The sequence below is a fragment of the Paenibacillus sp. 01T443 genome (genome assembly GCF_056398325.1).
Window position 1 is genome coordinate 72,473 of sequence record NZ_JBFTPE010000018.1, and the last position, 18,071, is coordinate 90,543.

Annotated in this window: 16 protein-coding genes; 14 read left to right on the plus strand and 2 right to left on the minus strand. The window is 47.7% G+C overall.

The annotated features are described in order from the left end of the window. Window positions 1-2 precede the first annotated feature (2 nt). The 6 genes from ruvB to yajC are packed head-to-tail and all read left to right on the plus strand — an operon-like array spanning window position 3 to window position 6,123. Complete coding sequence (ruvB, locus tag AC1DLI_RS26515) at window positions 3-1,004, plus strand: Holliday junction branch migration DNA helicase RuvB (RefSeq protein WP_477607496.1); 1,002 nt, start codon at window positions 3-5, stop codon at window positions 1,002-1,004. Between the two features lie 5 nt (window positions 1,005-1,009). Then, window positions 1,010-1,465, plus strand: a complete 456-nt coding sequence (locus AC1DLI_RS26520; RefSeq protein ID WP_477607498.1) for a thiol-disulfide oxidoreductase DCC family protein — start codon at window positions 1,010-1,012, stop codon at window positions 1,463-1,465. 1 nt (window position 1,466) lies between these two features. Further along, window positions 1,467-3,587: a SpoIID/LytB domain-containing protein gene (locus AC1DLI_RS26525; RefSeq protein ID WP_477607500.1), complete on the plus strand. Its 2,121-nt coding sequence runs from the start codon at window positions 1,467-1,469 to the stop codon at window positions 3,585-3,587. 10 nt (window positions 3,588-3,597) lie between these two features. Next, window positions 3,598-4,644 (plus strand): tRNA preQ1(34) S-adenosylmethionine ribosyltransferase-isomerase QueA, encoded by a 1,047-nt coding sequence (gene queA, locus AC1DLI_RS26530; RefSeq protein WP_477607502.1) that lies wholly within the window; start codon window positions 3,598-3,600, stop codon window positions 4,642-4,644. Window positions 4,645-4,666: 22 nt separating this feature from the next. Continuing rightward, the gene (tgt, locus tag AC1DLI_RS26535; protein WP_477607504.1) at window positions 4,667-5,800 is read left to right on the plus strand and encodes a tRNA guanosine(34) transglycosylase Tgt; all 1,134 of its coding nucleotides are present in this window, start codon (window positions 4,667-4,669) and stop codon (window positions 5,798-5,800) included. A 14-nt stretch (window positions 5,801-5,814) separates the two neighbouring features. Next, on the plus strand, window positions 5,815-6,123 hold the full coding sequence (gene yajC, locus AC1DLI_RS26540) for a preprotein translocase subunit YajC (protein WP_477607506.1): 309 nt from the start codon (window positions 5,815-5,817) through the stop codon (window positions 6,121-6,123). A gap of 65 nt (window positions 6,124-6,188) precedes the next feature. Here yajC and AC1DLI_RS26545 read toward each other — a convergent pair whose 3' ends face one another. Then, window positions 6,189-6,581, minus strand: a complete 393-nt coding sequence (locus tag AC1DLI_RS26545; RefSeq protein WP_477607508.1) for a TIGR04086 family membrane protein — start codon at window positions 6,579-6,581, stop codon at window positions 6,189-6,191. Between the two features lie 289 nt (window positions 6,582-6,870). Here AC1DLI_RS26545 and AC1DLI_RS26550 point away from each other — a divergent pair, with 289 nt between their 5' ends. Beyond that, window positions 6,871-7,569, plus strand: a complete 699-nt coding sequence (locus tag AC1DLI_RS26550; protein ID WP_477607562.1) for a YetF domain-containing protein — start codon at window positions 6,871-6,873, stop codon at window positions 7,567-7,569. Window positions 7,570-7,623: 54 nt separating this feature from the next. Here AC1DLI_RS26550 and spoVB read toward each other — a convergent pair whose 3' ends face one another. Next, on the minus strand, window positions 7,624-9,198 hold the full coding sequence (gene spoVB, locus AC1DLI_RS26555; protein ID WP_477607510.1) for a stage V sporulation protein B: 1,575 nt from the start codon (window positions 9,196-9,198) through the stop codon (window positions 7,624-7,626). Between the two features lie 320 nt (window positions 9,199-9,518). On the opposite strand from spoVB, the gene AC1DLI_RS26560 reads away from it, so the two are divergent. The 7 genes from AC1DLI_RS26560 to AC1DLI_RS26590 all read left to right on the plus strand — a co-directional run bounded on the left by AC1DLI_RS26560 (window position 9,519) and on the right by AC1DLI_RS26590 (window position 18,045). After that, window positions 9,519-9,758, plus strand: a complete 240-nt coding sequence (locus AC1DLI_RS26560; protein ID WP_308998506.1) for a post-transcriptional regulator — start codon at window positions 9,519-9,521, stop codon at window positions 9,756-9,758. 84 nt (window positions 9,759-9,842) lie between these two features. Beyond that, complete coding sequence (secD, locus tag AC1DLI_RS26565; protein WP_477607512.1) at window positions 9,843-11,075, plus strand: protein translocase subunit SecD; 1,233 nt, start codon at window positions 9,843-9,845, stop codon at window positions 11,073-11,075. Continuing rightward, window positions 11,065-11,979, plus strand: coding sequence for a protein translocase subunit SecF (secF, locus tag AC1DLI_RS26570; RefSeq protein ID WP_477607514.1), 915 nt, complete (start codon window positions 11,065-11,067; stop codon window positions 11,977-11,979). The genes secD and secF overlap by 11 nt, the downstream gene beginning before the upstream one ends. 147 nt (window positions 11,980-12,126) lie before the next feature. Continuing rightward, the gene (locus AC1DLI_RS26575; RefSeq protein ID WP_477607516.1) at window positions 12,127-13,044 is read left to right on the plus strand and encodes a cation diffusion facilitator family transporter; all 918 of its coding nucleotides are present in this window, start codon (window positions 12,127-12,129) and stop codon (window positions 13,042-13,044) included. 34 nt (window positions 13,045-13,078) lie between these two features. Further along, window positions 13,079-15,106, plus strand: a complete 2,028-nt coding sequence (gene recJ, locus AC1DLI_RS26580; protein WP_477607518.1) for a single-stranded-DNA-specific exonuclease RecJ — start codon at window positions 13,079-13,081, stop codon at window positions 15,104-15,106. Window positions 15,107-15,139: 33 nt separating this feature from the next. Then, complete coding sequence (locus tag AC1DLI_RS26585; protein WP_477607520.1) at window positions 15,140-15,670, plus strand: adenine phosphoribosyltransferase; 531 nt, start codon at window positions 15,140-15,142, stop codon at window positions 15,668-15,670. Between the two features lie 197 nt (window positions 15,671-15,867). Further along, a complete protein-coding gene (locus AC1DLI_RS26590; protein ID WP_308998500.1) occupies window positions 15,868-18,045 on the plus strand; it encodes a RelA/SpoT family protein in 2,178 nt (725 codons plus the stop codon). The last annotated feature ends 26 nt before the right edge of the window (window positions 18,046-18,071 follow it).

An 18,071-nucleotide genomic window follows, 5' to 3' on the forward strand; every position in this document is an offset into this window, starting at 1 on the left:
AAATGGATGATAGAATCATTTCCGCCAACCTGATGATGGAAGATCAGGCGGTTGAGCTAAGCTTGCGTCCCCGCTATTTAGCCGAATATATCGGACAATCAAAGGCCAAGGAAAATTTGAAGGTATATATCGAAGCAGCGAAGCTCCGCAAGGAAGCACTGGATCATGTTCTGCTTTACGGTCCGCCTGGTCTCGGTAAAACAACGCTGTCGAACATTATTGCGAACGAGCTGGGGGTCAGTCTGCGCACGACATCGGGGCCAGCCATTGAGCGCCCGGGTGATCTAGCTGCGCTGCTGACGAATTTGCAGGAGGGGGACGTCCTGTTCATCGATGAAATTCATCGCTTGCACCGGACCGTAGAGGAAGTTTTGTACCCGGCGATGGAAGACTTCGCACTAGATATTATGATCGGCAAAGGGCCAAGTGCAAGGTCCGTTCGATTGGACTTGCCGCCGTTCACTTTAATTGGCGCGACAACAAGAGCCGGCTTGCTCTCGGCGCCGCTTCGCGATCGTTTTGGAGTCGTGAGCCGGCTTGAGTTCTATACGATCGATGAACTTGCATTCATTGTTGCAAGAACCGCCGAGATCTTGAATGTCAGCATTGTGGGTGAGGCAGCTTCTGAGATCGCCATGCGTTCCCGAGGAACCCCGCGTATCGCGAATCGGCTGTTAAAGCGCGTGCGTGATTTTGCGCAGGTTCGCGGCGATGGGGTTATTACGCATGATATTGCCCAGTCAGCGCTTGAACTGCTGCAGGTCGATCCGATGGGACTTGATATGATCGACTTCAAGATGCTGCAAGCCATGATGACAACTTTTGCCGGCAGACCTGTTGGATTAGATACAATTGCCGCGACAATCGGGGAAGAAAGCCAAACTATTGAGGATGTATATGAACCTTACTTGATGCAAATCGGGTTTCTGCAGCGCACGCCGCGCGGACGAATCGCTACAGATCAAGCCTATCGGCATTTAGGTCTTCCGGTTCCAGGGAGGTAACGGCAATGAGCAATACGGGCAACCGCGTTTCAGAGAAGCTGTACGTCATTTATGACGGATATTGCAATTTATGCCTTGCTTCCGTGGCCAAGCTGAAGGAACTCCATTCCAAAGCGGATTTGATATTTATTTCAATTCAGCAATTAGAAACGGATCATGATACTACTCGGCTCATTCCGCGCATTGATAAGCTGGATTTTGCCGCGCTTTATGAGAAAATGCATGTTGCCGATGAGCGTGGGCAGTTGTTTGCGGGTGCTGATGGGGTTGTACGCATTTTAAGAACGGTAAAAGGCTTTCGCTGGCTGTCTGCTTTCTATCGAATGCCGGGCATGAACCGAATCGCGGACCGCATCTATCGATTTGTAGCAAAAAGAAGATACGAATGGTTTGGTTCTACCGAGCAAAGCTGTTCCATTGACGGCTGCGATTTGCCGCAGGATAGAGGGGAGAGAAACTAGCTTGGCAATTAAACGGTCAATCAAGCGATACACGATTATGGTCTTAACGATTATACTGCTTGCAACGGTTTGGACTGCTTCACCGTCACAAGCAGCTGTGCCTAAGCTCGATAATATTCGCGTAGCTTTGTTTATGCAATTGCCTGGGAAATATGATGAAACGACGGCTGCGGCAACCTTTTCGTCAGCTGGAGGCATGAGCATTGGCGAAAGACAACCGGATGGTGTACGCCAATGGTTTAATGTGGATGCAGGCGCAATTGCTCGTTTTGCTGTGGACAGCTTTAAAGTAAAGGTATATGAGTCATCAACCTTTGCTTCAGCGCTAGCTGTACAAAAGAGGCTACAGGCTTTGAAGGGAGCGGCAATTCTAACCTCTCTTTCCAAGAACGGCGCAATCGTTTATCAGGTCATTGAAGGTACATACAAAACAGCCGCAGAAGCCGCTGCCGCTCAAACCAAATGGACAAGCGATAGCGAGCTGTCTAAGCTGGCTGGCGGATTTAAATCCGTACTGCAGGGACCGCTTCATTTGGAGAGCGCGGCTTTACCGAATAAAGCAGCAGCAATCGCAGCTGCAAGCAGTTTTGGTGCAGTTGGGCTTGATGCTTTCGTAGCGGTTCGGTCGACACAAAGCGGAACAGCCAATTATTCGGTTATGGTAGGCGCTGCAGTGACAGAGGCAGAGCTGCAAATCGTTCGGGCTGCAGCTGCAAAGGCTGCGGGCGGGAGCGCGTTAACCGATAGTGATTCAAGCTCAGCCTATTTATTAGTGCGAAACGATCACACCGTAAGTGCTAAAGCGGAGAGCAGCTTAGAGCTTTATATGTTTGCAGGCAGCGGAGCGGAAATTTCGGTTTCGCCAATCGGCTCGGAGCCGATTAAACTTACGGAAAGAAGCAACCGCAGCTATCGCGGATTTTTTGAGCTTAGTGTGCTTAACGGACGCATGGCAGTCATAAACGAGCTTCCCTTTGAGCAATACCTTTACTCAGTCGTTGGGGTGGAAATGTATTCGACATGGCCGGCAGAGGCATTGAAGGCACAAGCAGTAGCAGCCAGGTCCTATGCACTGAACAAAGGCTTCGGTTTTCAAATCGCTCATGTGGTAGATACGACTCTAAGTCAGGCCTATTACGGTGTCGGCTCGGAAAGTCCTACAACCATAGCAGCTGTGGAAGCTACGGCTGGAGAAGTCGCTTTGTACAACGGCAAAGTCATTGAAGCTTTATTTGCGGCCAGCAGCGGAGGAATGACAGCTGATGCCAAAGAAATATGGGGAAATGCCGTTCCTTATTTGCAGCCTGTTAAGAGTCCGGATACTTCATCAGAGGTTGGATTACACAACTGGTACCGCGTTGTGCTTCCTACGGGAGCCATCGGTTATGTTCGTGATGATTTGCTCGATGAGACCGGACAAACAACGGCAGCCGGCAGCGCAATTATGCAGGTGAACACGAATGGAACGAAGGTACGCAAGCATCCACAAATTCAAGAAACGATCCCCATTGTAGCACAGGCAGACAGCGGAACGCAGGTCGTTGTGCTGGAGAAAAGAGTGGAAACGGGTTCTATGTCTTGGGTAAGAGGGCCCTATACCCCGCAGGAAATGCTGACTGTTATTAACGCCAAAGTAAAAACAAAGATTGCTGGTCCGCTTCGCACCTTGGAAATAAGCCAGAGCGGAGCATCGGGGCGCGCAACTGAAATTATGGCTAACGGCGAGAAGCTTAGCGTTAGCTATCCGGATATGTTCCGAAGTACATTAGGCGTACAAGGTTCGCTGCCAAGCACCTTATTTCAAATTGAGGAAACAGCTAAGGTAGCGATGCTCGGCGCGGGCTCCGCTACACGGACTAAACCGGCAGATTCGGCTCCTATCTATATGATCGGCGCGGGTGGAAAGGTTACCGAAGCAAATCAGGATAACCTATTTATTTTGGATAGCAGCAAGCATCTGCGTGCCGCAACAAAAGAGCCGTCATTCCGTTTTATAGGTACAGGAAACGGGCATGGCGTCGGGTTATCGCAATATGGTGCTTTAAGTCTTGCGCAGCAAGGGTATGACTATCAATATATTTTGAAATACTACTACAAAGATGTAACCATCGCTAAGGAATGATTGAATCGATATGAATGTAGAATGGTTTGATTTTGAATTGCCAGAGCGTCTAATCGCTCAGACACCGCTGCTGGATAGAACAGCCTCGAGGCTGCTTGCTCTGAACAAGCAAACAGGAGAGATCGCACATAACAATTTTACAGATTTGGAGCAGTATGTCGGGGCTGGTGACGTGCTTGTTTTAAATGATACTAGAGTTATTCCTGCTCGGTTAACAGGAATAAAGAGTGATACCGGAGCCAAAATCGAGCTGTTGCTGCTAAAGCAGCTCGAGGGAGACAGCTGGGAAGCGCTGGGCAAGCCAGCGAAGCGGCTGAAGATCGGCACAGCGCTATCGTTTGGCGATGATGGGCATGGTAACCCCCTGCTGCGAGCAGTAATCGAGCAGGAAGGCGAGATGGGCGGAAGAACGATTCGGTTTCAGTATGAAGGAATCTTTCAAGAGCTTCTGGACAGACTGGGAGAAATGCCGCTGCCGCCTTATATCAAGGAGAGGCTGGAAGAGCGGGAAAGATATCAGACCGTTTACTCGAAACATGCGGGATCTGCGGCGGCTCCAACGGCGGGCCTTCATTTTACCGATGAGTTTCTTGCAAGATTGCAGGAAAAGGGAGTCCAGTTAGCCTACGTGACACTCCATGTTGGATTGGGTACTTTCCGTCCAATGTCAGTCGATTTGGTGGAGGATCATGAAATGCATGCCGAGTATTATGAGCTGAACGAGCAGAATGCGGCAATAATTAATGAAGCCAAACGAAGCGGGGCACGTATAATTGCTGTAGGGACAACCTCGTCTAGGACACTCGAGACTTTGGCGGCGCGTTTTGAAGGGAAACCGCTTGAGGCTTGCAGCGGTTGGACTTCCATTTTCATTTTCCCAGGCTATGAGTTTAAGCTCGTTAATGCACTTCTCACCAATTTTCATTTGCCAAAGTCAACGCTGGTTATGCTCGTAAGTGCACTGGCCGGACGTGATGCCGTCATGCGGGCTTATGAAGAAGCGATTGCACATGAATATCGTTTTTTCAGCTTTGGCGACGCGATGTTTATTTACTAACTAGGAATAGGAAGCGTGAATTGTGGCTGTAAAATATGAATTAATCAAACAATGCAAGCAATCGGGGGCACGCCTTGGACGTGTGCACACTCCACACGGCATTATTGAAACACCGACCTTTATGCCGGTAGGTACACAGGCTACAGTCAAGACGATGAGTCCAGAAGAGCTGAAGGCGATGGACGCTCATATTATATTGAGCAACACGTATCATCTTTTTCTAAGACCGGGACATGAGATTGTAAGAAATGCCGGCGGACTGCATAAATTTATGAACTGGGATCGGCCGATCCTTACAGACAGCGGCGGCTTTCAGGTGTTCAGCCTAAGCGAAATGCGTAAAATTACGGAAGAGGGCGTACACTTCCGTTCCCACCTCAATGGCGATAAGAAGTTTCTTTCTCCAGAGGTGGCGATGGAGATACAAAATGCGCTGGGCTCAGATATTATGATGGCTTTCGATGAATGCCCGCCCTTTCCCGCAGAACATGAATATGTGAAGAAATCATTGGAGCGGACAACAAGATGGGCAGAGCGATGTCTCGAAGCGCATGCACGGCCACATGATCAAGGACTCTTCGCCATCGTACAAGGGGGGATGTACAAGGATTTGCGTATTCAAAGCGCAAATGATTTGACTTCCATGGATTTCCCGGGGTATGCTATTGGTGGACTGAGTGTAGGCGAGCCTAAGCATTTAATGTATGATGTTCTTGATTATACGGTTCCCATTTTACCAGCGAATAAACCGCGCTACCTGATGGGAGTCGGATCGCCGGATGCACTGATTGAAGGGTCTATCCGCGGTATCGATATGTTCGATTGCGTACTGCCGACACGAATAGCCCGAAACGGGACAACGATGACAAGCCAAGGCAGACTCGTTATCCGCAATGCGAAGTATGCGGAGGATTTTGGTCCGCTGGACCCGGAATGCTCATGTTATACGTGTACGAACTATTCAAGAGCTTATATCCGGCATTTAATAAAAGCGGATGAGACGTTTGGTATGAGGCTGACGACTTATCACAATTTGCATTTCTTGCTTCAACTCATGCGGGACGTTCGGCAAGCGATCATGGAGGACCGGTTGCTTGATTTCCGGGATTCCTTCTTCACGAGCTACGGCCTGTTCGATAATGAGAAAGGGTTTTGAAAGGGGGGATTTCGATGTGGCAAGCARCAGGTGAAGCAGGACAAAGTAATATTCTAGGTATGATTTGGCCGTTTGTGCTTATGTTCGCGGTGTTTTATTTCTTACTTATCCGTCCGCAGCAGAAGAAACAGAAACAACGTTCTTCAATGCTTAACCAATTGAAAAAAGGCGATAAGATTTCAACAATTGGTGGATTGCATGGAACGGTCGTTGAGCTTAGCGACGATACGGTTGTACTTCGTGTAAACGATACAACAAAGATGACGTTTGAGCGCAGTGCCATTAACACCATTATTAACTCTGCACCAGCAGTAACTGAATAAGGTATAGGTGAAAGAAAACGGCTGACATGCATGCATGTCAGCCGTTTTCTTTTGCGTATACCCGCTTATTTTTTTAAATTCACGCCGATCATACCGCCGAATGCGCCTGCCAAGAGAGACGCGCCTAGCAGCAAAGCGCTGTGCAGCGAAAGTGAAGCATTTGATGCAAGGAAGCTGATAATGATCACGATAGCGCCATAAATCAATCCGAGCAGCGCTCCGTTATACCAGCCTTTACTTTCAGAGCGACGGCCAGAAGTAAAGCCTCCAGCTAATGAAGCAAAGCCATGAACAAGTAATGCATTCGTGGATAAGCTGCTTTCTTTCATTCCCGTAAAATGCAAAAGCAGCGAGAGCAGCAAGGCGCCTACTGCTAGCCAAATGATTGAAAAAAGCACTCCAGCAAGCAGAGGTGAAGCAATTAATGGCGGTTTAGCAGCTTGTTTAACCGAGCTCATCCAATTCCCCCCAGCGATTGGTATGTATTACTTATCCATATGGTCAAGCTAGTCAGAATAGTACAACTATCGGCATGTCTTCAAAGACATTATTAGCACGAATAGGATCATTGCCATATATTCGTGTAAGGATCAGAGTATGATGTTATCGAACGCTGGTGATGATACCTTTACGGACAAAAGGAGCTGACATCAGCTCGCAGACAAAAGTTGAGGAGGCGGTTTCCGCTTGGAATTCTGGAGCCTGTTGATCCGGACGGTGATCATTTATTTTGTAGTGTTCTTGATCATGCGTTTTATGGGAAAGCGAGAGATCGGTAAGTTATCCGTATTCGATCTGGTGATTTCAGTCATGATTGCAGAAATTGCTGTCATTGTAATCGAAGATATGGAGCGCCCGTTATGGAGCGGTATTGTGCCGATGGCGATCTTACTGTTCATTCAAGTGGTCAGTGCCTTTATGACGATGAAAAGTCGAAAGCTAAGGCTGCTCTTTGACGGTAAGCCAAGTGTTATTATTGACAAAGGTAAGCTGAATAGCGATGTTATGCGAAAGCAGCGTTATAATTTGGATGACTTGATGCTGCAGCTTAGGGAAAATAAAATTAGCGCCGTGTCTGACGTGGAATTCGCTATATTAGAAACAAGCGGAAAGCTTTCCGTAATACCGAAGGAAAGCAGTCATGCTTCTGAGAATGTTGGAATGGAAGGCCATGAATCGGAAAGCTCAGAGCAGGGAAATAGGCTTAAACAGTATAACCAATCGAAAATCATTCCGTCCAAATATCGATTTGAAATTTTGCCCATTCCACTTATCATGGATGGCAAGGTACAGGATGAGAATTTAGAAAAACTTGAGAAAACAAGATTTTGGCTTAAAAATGTGTTGCAGGAAAAAGGCGTCACCGATTTTAAAGACGTATTTTTTTGCACGATTGACCATAAAGGAAAGCTTTTCGTAGACACGCATGACAAAAAACAGCGATAAAGAAAGGGAATTAATTCCCTTTCCTATCGTTGTTTTTTAATTATGCCTGTTCAATTATTTAAACCAATTCCCGAATAAAGGGATACGAACCATGTCATGGCGGTCAATGATTTTCATTCCAACCATAAGCAGCAAATAGACGATTGCACTCGCTGCGCAAGCAAGAAGCAGATTAATCCATTCCATGGAAAGCGGCTGTTGATTCATTGTAAATCGAGCGGCTGCGCCCATTATAATCATTGCTGCGCCTACTTTGGCGAAATCGAGAAACTTCATATGGAAGCCGATAAATCGTAGTACACTTATGCCATGCAAGACGGTAACGAGCACGATATTAACGTTGATGGCAATAAGGGCACCATATATGCCAAAATCAGGATCAGAGGCGAGCTGTACGATAAGGAACAGTTTAACGATTGCGCCGATTAGTGTATTGATTAGCGCTGTTCCCGGTTTATTAAGCGCTTGGAGGGCTGCTTGCAGCGGAGCTTGCAAGTAAATGAATATGCCAACGGGTGCGATGAGCTGCAGCATTGGCGCTATATCTGCATGATTATAAAGAATTCGGCAAATAGGTTCCGCGAACAAGGTCATTATTACGACGAACGGAGCACCTGATACAAGCGCGAGCCGCATGGATTGATGCAATCTTTTATGAATTAATGAGTGATCTCCCCGGGCAGCGGCCTCGGATAAAGAAGGAACTAATGAAACGGCAAGCGAGTACGTTAAGGCCGTCGGCAAGAGAAGAAGCGGAACGACCATTCCCTGAAGAGCGCCATATTGCGCAGTAGCGATGCCTGTTGCAATGCCGGCAGCCGCAAGGCTGCGTGCGGTGAGGATGGATTCCAGCAGGTAGGAGAAGGAACCAACCAATCGACTTCCGGTTACGGGAATCGATAAGCCGAGGAGTCTCCGCAGCACGGGTTCATTTTTGGCTGGCATTTTGGTGTTATGGGCTTCTTCATGTTTTATGCGAGCTTTATCACGATAATATTTCCAAAGCAGAACCACTAGACCTCCGATTTCTCCAATGACGGCTCCGAGCATGGCTCCTGCCGCTGCCCATTCTAACCCATGGGGCAGAAGCATGTAAGCAAATGAAAGCGATGCGATGATCCGAAGCACTGTTTCTACGATTTGGGAGACGGCCGTCGGTATCATGTTTTGCTTTCCTTGGAAGTATCCGCGGTAGACCGAGGATAAACCGATAATTATGAGCATCGGAGTCATTACCAAAAAGGTTTGGTAGACACGGGCATCCGGAAGGATATGCGTCGTGATCCATTTCGCTCCAAGCAGCATCACGCCGGTCATGATTATGCCAAGTAAAGCGACGAGTCCCATGGCTGTCCTGAAAATGTATTTTACCCGGTTAGAATCGCCCTGGGACTCGGCTTCCGCAATCCATTTGGCTACGGCAAGAGGTATGCCTCCGGTAATTATGGTGAGCATAACCGTAAGAAAGGGATAGCTCAGTTGATATAAGCCGACCCCCTCAGCTCCTATGATCCGCGGCAGTGCGATACGCGGCACGAAACCCAGCAGCCTGTTAATGATGCCTGCAGCAAGCAAAATCATAGCGCCTTTTATAAATGTCTGTTTGGTAGAATTTTTTTGCTTCGCCATATTGAAATACCCTCTTCTCTATCGTGGAATAGCTGGTCTGCGCCTGCCTGAGCTATCAGACGAAGCTGTAAGACAGGCCGGTACTATCATCTTTATGCGCGGCATGTCCTATTCCATGTCATTCATTTTGCAGATTGCAGCTGAAGCGGGCAGGAATTTGGCGGGGACATAGCGAATAGTTGGATTAGAAAAGTTAAAACGGCTGAAACAGACTTAGCGGCAGCGCATTCTGTGTTTGGTTATAGGGCGGACAAAAGCATGCAGCTGATTCTTACTTATATGGATGATGTTTTATGTCACAAGGTTGTAGGAGGCTCAGCATGGAAGACGAAGAGTTAAGTCGTATGATAGAAGAACTATGTATTAGCAAAGCTGAGGAATTTCAACTCATTGGCTATGAACATGTAACGGGCCAAGAGGTATGGGAATGCGTAAGCGAAAAATACAAGAAGACGGGGCTGCCCGAACTTCACGAATTAGTGAACGATATTTTATCTCTGAAGGTTATGAAATTCATGAATTTTGTGACGATTAGTGCATACAAAGGAACCTCGTTCTAAACAACTGGGTTTCTTTTTTTTTTGACTCGTTTTTACCACGTCTGTATAATAGGAATATTGAGATCATAAGGGGGATTAAGACGTATGTTCGGGAAGAGAATTATTGCCTTCCTTGCGATCGTAGTCATTATGTTTGGCGTTATCGCTTGGACAAGCCCATCGCTAGTAAAAGATGTAAGGCTAGGCCTTGATTTAAAAGGCGGATTCGAGGTTTTGTACGAAGCATCGCCGCTTGAGGGCGGTGAGGCGGTTACTCCGGAGTCACTGAAAGAAACAGCAAGAAGTTTGGAAAAAAGAATCGATGAGCTCGGCATTGTGGAGCCTGAGATCACGACAGAAGGCATGAACCGGATTCGCTTGCGTTTAGCCGGAGTAGAAGACGAGAATGAAGTTAGAGAGATTCTCGCCAAGCCAATTAATCTTACCTTCCGCGGTCCGGACGATAAAATCGAGCTTGACGGCAGCGATTTTAAACCGAACGGCGCAGGCATTGGTTATGATAACTTAAGTAAGCCCTTTGTTACGATAGAGCTAAAAGACGCGAAGAAATTCGAAGAAATTACGACACGTTTAACAGGCCAATATTTAGCTATTTATCTCGATGATAAAGAGCTTTCAAGACCGTCTGTTAACTTTCCTATTTCCGGTGGATCTGCTCAGATTTCGGGCGAGTACACGGTAGATGAAGCGAACGAATTGGCAGATATGATCAACCTTGGAGCACTGCCGCTCAAGCTGACTGAAAAGTATACGCAAAGCGTTGGAGCAAAGCTTGGACTTGCCTCTTTGAAGGATACGGTTGAGGCTGGCATTATAGGAACGGTTATTATATTGGTATTCCTAATCATCTTGTTCCGTATCCCGGGCGTAGTAGCAGGCATTACCGTTGTTACTTATACATGGCTGCTGATCGTCGTATTCAATTTAATGAATGCAACCTTAACTTTGCCAGGTATTGCAGCCTTCGTGCTCGGTATCGGTATGGCGGTTGATGCGAATATCATCATGTACGAGCGGATTAAAGAAGAGATTCGCAGCGGTAAGAGCTTACTGTCCTCTTTGAAAGCTGGTTCCAAAAACTCTTTCCGTACGATTATGGATGCGAACATTACGAACATTATCGCGAGTGCCGTGCTGTATTATATCGGTAATGGCGCGATCCGCGGTTTTGCCTTGACTATGATCTTCAGTATTCTCGTAAGTATGCTGACAAACATTTTCTTGTCCCGTTTCTTGATCATGCTGCTTATCAAGAGCAATCTATTTACAAAACCAAGCTATTATGGCGTGAAGGAGGCAGAAATCCGTGAACTTTAATACAAAGATCCGTTATGATTTTATTGGGAACCGCAACAAGTTCTTTCTGTTCTCAATCACGTTAACAATAGTAGGGATATTATCCTTGCTTTTCTTTAGCCTGAATTTCGGCGTTGATTTCAAGGCCGGTACAAATATGGATATTTTGGTAGGCAAGGCAGCTACTCAGCAGGATGCAAAAGAGATTCTCGTGAAAGCAGGCATTGAAGGCATTACGCCAACTGTCGGCGGAACAGATAATGAACGTGTATCCGCTCGTTTTGATGAGGTGCTTCCACAGGCCAAAATCGTTGAAATTCAAGAGGGCTTTAAAGCAAAATACGGCGATCAGGTTTCGTCGGAGGTCAACGTTGTATCCCCGGATATGGCACAGGAGCTTGGCATAAAAACGATCTGGGCGATCTTAATCGCGAGCGTCGCGATTATGATTTACGTTATGTTTCGTTTTGAATGGCGCTTTGCGCTGGCCGCGAATATCGCTATCTTGTATGATGCTTTTGTCGTAGTTGCCCTGTTCTCAATCTTCCGTCTTGAAGTGGATCTGCCGTTCATTGCGGCGGTATTGACTACGATCGGATACTCGATTAACGATAAGATTGTAATCTTTGACCGTATCCGTGAAAATTTGCGTTTTGGTCAATACAAAAACCGTGAGCAGCTTGCTGAAATGGTTAATGCGAGTATTTGGCAAACGATGGCAAGAAATGTTTATACCGTATTAGCCGTGCTAATTGTGGCTGTATGTTTGTTTATTTTCGGCAGCGAGTCCATTAAGCTGTTCGCATTGGCAAAAATCATCGGTCTCTCCAGCGGAGCCTATTCGTCAATCTGTATTGCAAGTCCGCTCTGGCTGCTCCTTAAAGGAAAACAGAAACCGAAAGCCGCCGTTAAAACAACGGCATAACCTTATCTTGTTACACACGCTTACGAAGAAGGTTTTGCATCCGCAAAACCTAAGCACACGCTTACGAAGAAGGTTTTGCATCCGCAAAACCTAAGCACACGCTTACGAAGTAGGTTTTGCATTCGCAAAATCTTGTAGGAGGTAATCATGTCAACCACACAGCGATATGTAAAAGCAGAGTCCGCAAGCTGGGCCGGCTTATGGGGAAACATGCTGCTGGCTCTTTTTAAAGGCATAATAGGTTGGTTGTCAGGAAGCAAAGCATTGCTCGCGGATGCGTTTCGAACGGCAGCTGAGGTCGCCGCGGGTGTTGCTGCAATATCAGGACTGCGGGCAAGCCGCCGACGGAAGTTGGACCACTCCACTACCGGGACGGAAACTGAGGATTTAAGAGGAGAGACGGCGACGACGATTTTGTTGTCTGTCGTCCTTCTTATCATTGGGCTTGAAATTGGAATATCTGCCATTCGAGATATTTCTGACGGTGTGACGAGTGCTCCGCATTGGAGCTCGGCAGCAGCCATCATGCTAACAATGATCGTGCAACAGCTGTTTTTTCCAGAGAAGGATCGGCTGACCGGGATATATTGTTCTGCTGCAGCTTTAGTTGGAGCAAGCGGGGCGATTATTGGGGAAATGCTGTCTATGCCGGTACTGTATTATTTCGATCCGGCTGCAGCGATCGTCATTGCGGTAATCGTTGTTATCAACGGATACAGAATGGCTACCGTCTTTATTCGCAAAGATGGCCATTTGACTTCAACAGATGAAAATCCAGATGAGCTGCTGCAGCTCGTTCAGCGGGTTGAAGGTGTCATTACCGTACAGTCTATGAAAGCTAAAGAGCATGGGCATTATGTTATTGCGGAAATGGTTATTAGCGTTAATCCGCGAATTTCGGTTCTTGAGGGACAGGAAATTGCAAAGCGGGTAAAGCAGCTCGTGATGAAGCGTTTTATCCATGTCACGGATGTATCGATTTATGTTGAGCCATATGATCCTGGTTATCCGTATAAGTCCAATCATGATCCTAATCAGGAGCAGATGCCGACACTGCTGCAATAAGAACAGCGAAACAGCAGGAGAGGAGGAAAGCAGCGTGATTCAAAGGAAAACAAGGTGGGCTTTAGCGCCATGGTCCGTAACCGATGAAGATAAAGCAAAGGATCTGGCATTGAAATTGAGTTTGCCGCCGCTGGTAGCTAAGCTGCTTGTGCAGCGCGGATTTGATAAGCAGGAATCTGCAGAACGCTTTTTACGCGGCGGAATGGAGCATTTTCATGATCCTTATTTATTGCTCGGAATGAAAGAAGCGGTTGAGCGGATTAAACAGGCTGCTTCCCGCAGCGAGAAAATACGGATTTATGGCGATTACGATGCCGACGGTGTTTCTAGCACTTCTCTGCTTGTGCATGTCTTTCGCACATTAAATTATAACTTTGATTATTATATTCCGCATCGTGCTTTGGAAGGGTATGGCTTAAACAATAAAGCGATTGAGCTTGCGGCTGAAGAGGGCGTCAAATTAATTGTAACCGTTGATACGGGAATCAGCGCTGTTCAAGAGATTGCATATGCGAAACAGCTGGGAATTGATGTCGTCGTAACCGATCATCATGAGCCTCCGGAGCATACGCCGGAGGCTTGCGCGGTGGTTAACCCTAAACAGGAAAACTGTGGCTATCCGTTCAAAGGTTTGGCAGGCGTTGGCGTGGCTTTTAAATTAGCGCATGCTTTGCTGGAGCGGCCGCCGCTCGAATGGGCGGATATTGTCAGTTTAGGCACGATAGCGGATTTGATGCCGCTGAAGGATGAGAACCGGATTTTAGTCCGCTACGGCTTGGAGCGGCTGCGCAGCCATGCCGGGGTAGGCTTTCGGGCATTGGCGGAGGCCGGCGGCATAGAGCTGGATACCATTACGGCTACCGGGATTGCTTTTGGAATGGCTCCCCGCGTGAATGCAGCCGGCAGGCTGGATCATGCAAAACGGGCGGTAGAGCTGCTTACCACCGAGGATTACGATAATGCGATCTTGGCTGCAATTGGACTGGACAGCCTAAACAAGGAACGGCAGCGCGTAGTGGAGAGCATCGTGAAGGAAGCCGAGCAGCAGTGGCAAGCCAAAATGGAGGAGGCCGAGGCGGCTGGGACAGCGTCCCCGCCTGTCATCGTGCTTGCTGGTGAAGGCTGGAACGTCGGCGTCATCGGGATTGTAGCCTCAAAGCTGCTCGAACGAAACTATAAACCGGTTATCATTCTCGGAATAGATGGGCAGACAGGGATGTGTAAAGGCTCTGCACGCTCGATAGAAGGCTTTGATCTGCATGCAGCACTTACGGCTTGCGAAGAGCTGCTTGATCATTACGGCGGCCACCAGGCCGCTGCCGGCATGAGCCTTCATCGTGATCGCTTGCCTGCTCTCGAGCAGCGCCTTGGCGAGTTGGCGGATGAGTGGCTAAGCGCTGATGATTGGATTCCAAAGACGGCCGTTGATCTTGTTTGCTCCGTGAGCGAAGCAACGCTGGATACCATCAATGAGCTTTCGCAGCTTGAGCCTTTTGGTATGGGCAATCCATCGCCAAGGTTGCTTTTCCAGCGTACCGAGCTGGCAGATCGTCGAACGATAGGTAAGGAATCGAAGCATCTGAAGCTGTCACTCGGGAGCGGCCGCCGTTTATTAGACGGAATCGGTTTCAGTATGGGAATGCTGGCAGAAGGGCTGAAGCCCGGCAGCAAAATCGATGTGATCGGTGAATTATCCGTAAATGAATGGAATGGGCAGCGAAAGCCTCAGCTTCAACTGCATGATGTGCATTTTGATCCCGCTGCAGAGCCGTTTCCGGAACGCGAGGATTTCGGCAAGGTATATCAGCAGTTGAAACAGCTCAGCCAAGTGCCTCTCGAAGGATTAAACGTTCGTTTATCCAAGCAAAGCGGTTTATCCTTAGCGACAGTGGAACTCATGCTGGACGTGTTTGAGGAACTGCAGTTTATCGAACGCAGCAATGGGCTGATGAGTGCAGCTTCATCGCCGCAAAAACGAGATTTAGCAAGCTCTGAGCGTTATCGTAAGGCAAAAGAACAATGCGAAGCTTCACAAATGTCGATTGCGAGTCATAGATCATAATGAATAGTTTGAAATGGAAAGGGTTGACCTCAAGTGTCCAATACACAATACAACTTTAAAGATTACATCCGGGTAATTCCAGATTTCCCGCAGCCAGGCATCCGTTTCAAAGATATTACTACGCTATTGAAAGACGGTGGAGCGTACCGCGCTGTTATTGAAGAAATGCGCGCTGCGGTTCAGCACATGAAAATCGATGTTATTGCCGGTCCTGAAGCACGCGGCTTCGTTGTCGGCGCTCCGCTTGCGATTGCATTAGGCGTCGGTTTTGCTCCCATTCGCAAAAGCGGCAAGCTGCCTGGCGAAACGATTACAGCGAGCTATGATCTGGAGTATGGCAATGATCAGCTTGCGATGCACAAGGATGCCATTTCACCAGGGCAGCGCGTACTCATTGCTGACGATTTGCTGGCAACGGGCGGTACGATAGCGACATCGATCAATTTGATTCGCCAGCTTGGCGGAGAAGTTGTCGGCGCAGCTTTCCTCATCGAACTTGCTTACTTAACAGGTCGTGAGAAGCTTGATGGAATTGAAGTTTTTTCAGTAATGACTTACGAATAAATTACGCGGTTTAATCTGCCTTCACATGCACCGTCTGTTACTTCCAACGCTATATGCGGGGAGGCCAGGCGGTTTTATTTTATTAAGGAAGGCCCACAGTAGTTGACGTGGTGCTGGTATTACAGGCATAATATTATAAAAACTCGGAAAACGCATGAATGGGATCCGCCAGGAGTGTAATCAGAAAGGGACGTTTCATGGGCATTGAGCATTTACTCGAGAAGGCATCCGCCTATATGAAAGAGCAGGACCTTATACGCATCCAGGAAGCCTATGACTTTGCGGAGCAAGCCCATCACGGCCAAGTGCGGAAATCGGGAGAGCCATATATTTTGCATCCCGTAGCGGTTGCGGATATTCTTGTCGATATGCAGATGGACGTGCTGTCGATTATCGCGGCATTGCTTCATGATGTCGTTGAGGATACGACTGTAGATTTGCAGACGGTTCGCGCGAAATTTGGCGAAACCTGCGCGATGCTGGTAGACGGTCTAACAAAGCTCGAAAAAATTCAATTTCGTTCAAAAGAAGAGCAGCAGAACGAAAATTATCGTAAAATGTTTGTCGCGATGGCTCAGGACATACGCGTCATTCTTATTAAATTAGCAGATCGCTTGCATAACATGCGCACGCTCAAATTCCAGTCGGAAGAAGCGCAGCGCCGCATAGCATACGAAACTTTAGAAATTTTTTGCCCCATTGCTCATCGCTTGGGTATTTCAGCGATCAAATGGGAAATGGAAGATATTGCACTTCGTTATTTGAACCCGCAGCAATATTACCGTATTGCAAATCTTATGAAGAAGAAACGCGCGGAACGTGAGCAGTTTATTGAGGATGTCATCGGACGAATAACGGAGAAACTTGAGGAGATGGGCATTGAAGGCGACATTTCCGGGCGCCCAAAACATCTTTATAGCATTTATAAGAAAATGACCGATCGCAACAAACAGTTTACCGAAATCTATGATCTGCTTGCGATTCGGATTATTGTGGATAACATAAAGGATTGTTATGCTACGCTAGGTATTATTCATACGCTTTGGAAACCGATGCCAGGCCGTTTTAAGGACTATATCGCGATGCCGAAGGCGAATATGTATCAATCACTGCATACGACGGTTATCGGGCCAAATGGCGAGCCTACAGAGGTGCAGATTCGAACTTGGGAGATGCACCGTACATCGGAATACGGAATTGCGGCCCATTGGGCCTACAAAGAAGGTACGCTTGTACCTGGCGGCAACTTCGAAGACAAGATGTCTTGGTTCCGAGAAATATTGGAGCTGCAGCATGAGGCGCGCGATGCCTCTGAATTTATGGAATCGCTCAAAATGGACTTTTTTGCCGATCTCGTATTTGTGTTTACGCCAAGCGGGGAAGTCATTGAGCTGCCTGCGGGCTCCGTTCCGCTGGATTTTGCATATCGAATTCATACAGAGGTCGGCAATCGGACGATCGGTGCAAAGCTAAACGGCCGGATTGTCCCGCTTGACCATAAGCTGAAGACTGGCGATATCGTTGAGATTTTGACATCGAAGCATTCATACGGGCCAAGTCAGGATTGGGTCAAAATCGCTCAGTCCTCGCATGCACGAAGCAAAATTCGGCAGTGGTTTAAGAAGGAACGGCGCGAGGAGAACGTATCGAAGGGCAAGGATTTGCTTGAGCGTGAGCTGAAGCGGCTAGGACTGGAGCCTTCAGCTTGGCTGCAGGACGACAAGCTGCAGGAGGCAGCATCGAAGTTTGCCTTCAATGACATCGAAGATATGATGTCTGCCATCGGATTTGGCGGGATTACGGCGGCTCAAATCTGCACGAAGCTTACGGAGAAGATGCGCAGAGAGGCGGAGCTGGCTAACCAGCTTGAGCTTACGAGCGAAGTGAAGGAAATTAAATCGCCGGGCAATCGGAAGCCGAGACCGAATCAAGGCGTTACGGTAAAGGGCATCGATAATTTGCTGGTTCGCTTTGCCCGCTGCTGCAACCCTGTACCAGGTGATTCTATTATTGGTTACATTACGCGCGGCCGCGGCGTCTCTGTCCACCGTATGGATTGCCAGAACATTCCTTTTGGTGATCAAGGTGAAGAGGGCGAACGCGTAATCGAAGTGGAATGGGAAAATTCGATCGACGCTAACTACAGCGTTGATATCGAGATAACGGGTAATGACCGCAGAGGCCTTCTAAACGAGGTGCTGCAGGCTGTCTCGGAAAGCAAAACGAATATTTCAGCTGTAACCGGACGCACGGTTAAGAACATGTCGCTTATTCATATAACGGTGCTTATTCGAAACATTGAGCATCTCACCTCAGTTGTGGAGAAAATAAAACGCGTACAGGATATTTATTCCGTCCAACGGATTATGCAATAAACGATTGGCATGGGGAATAAGGCAAG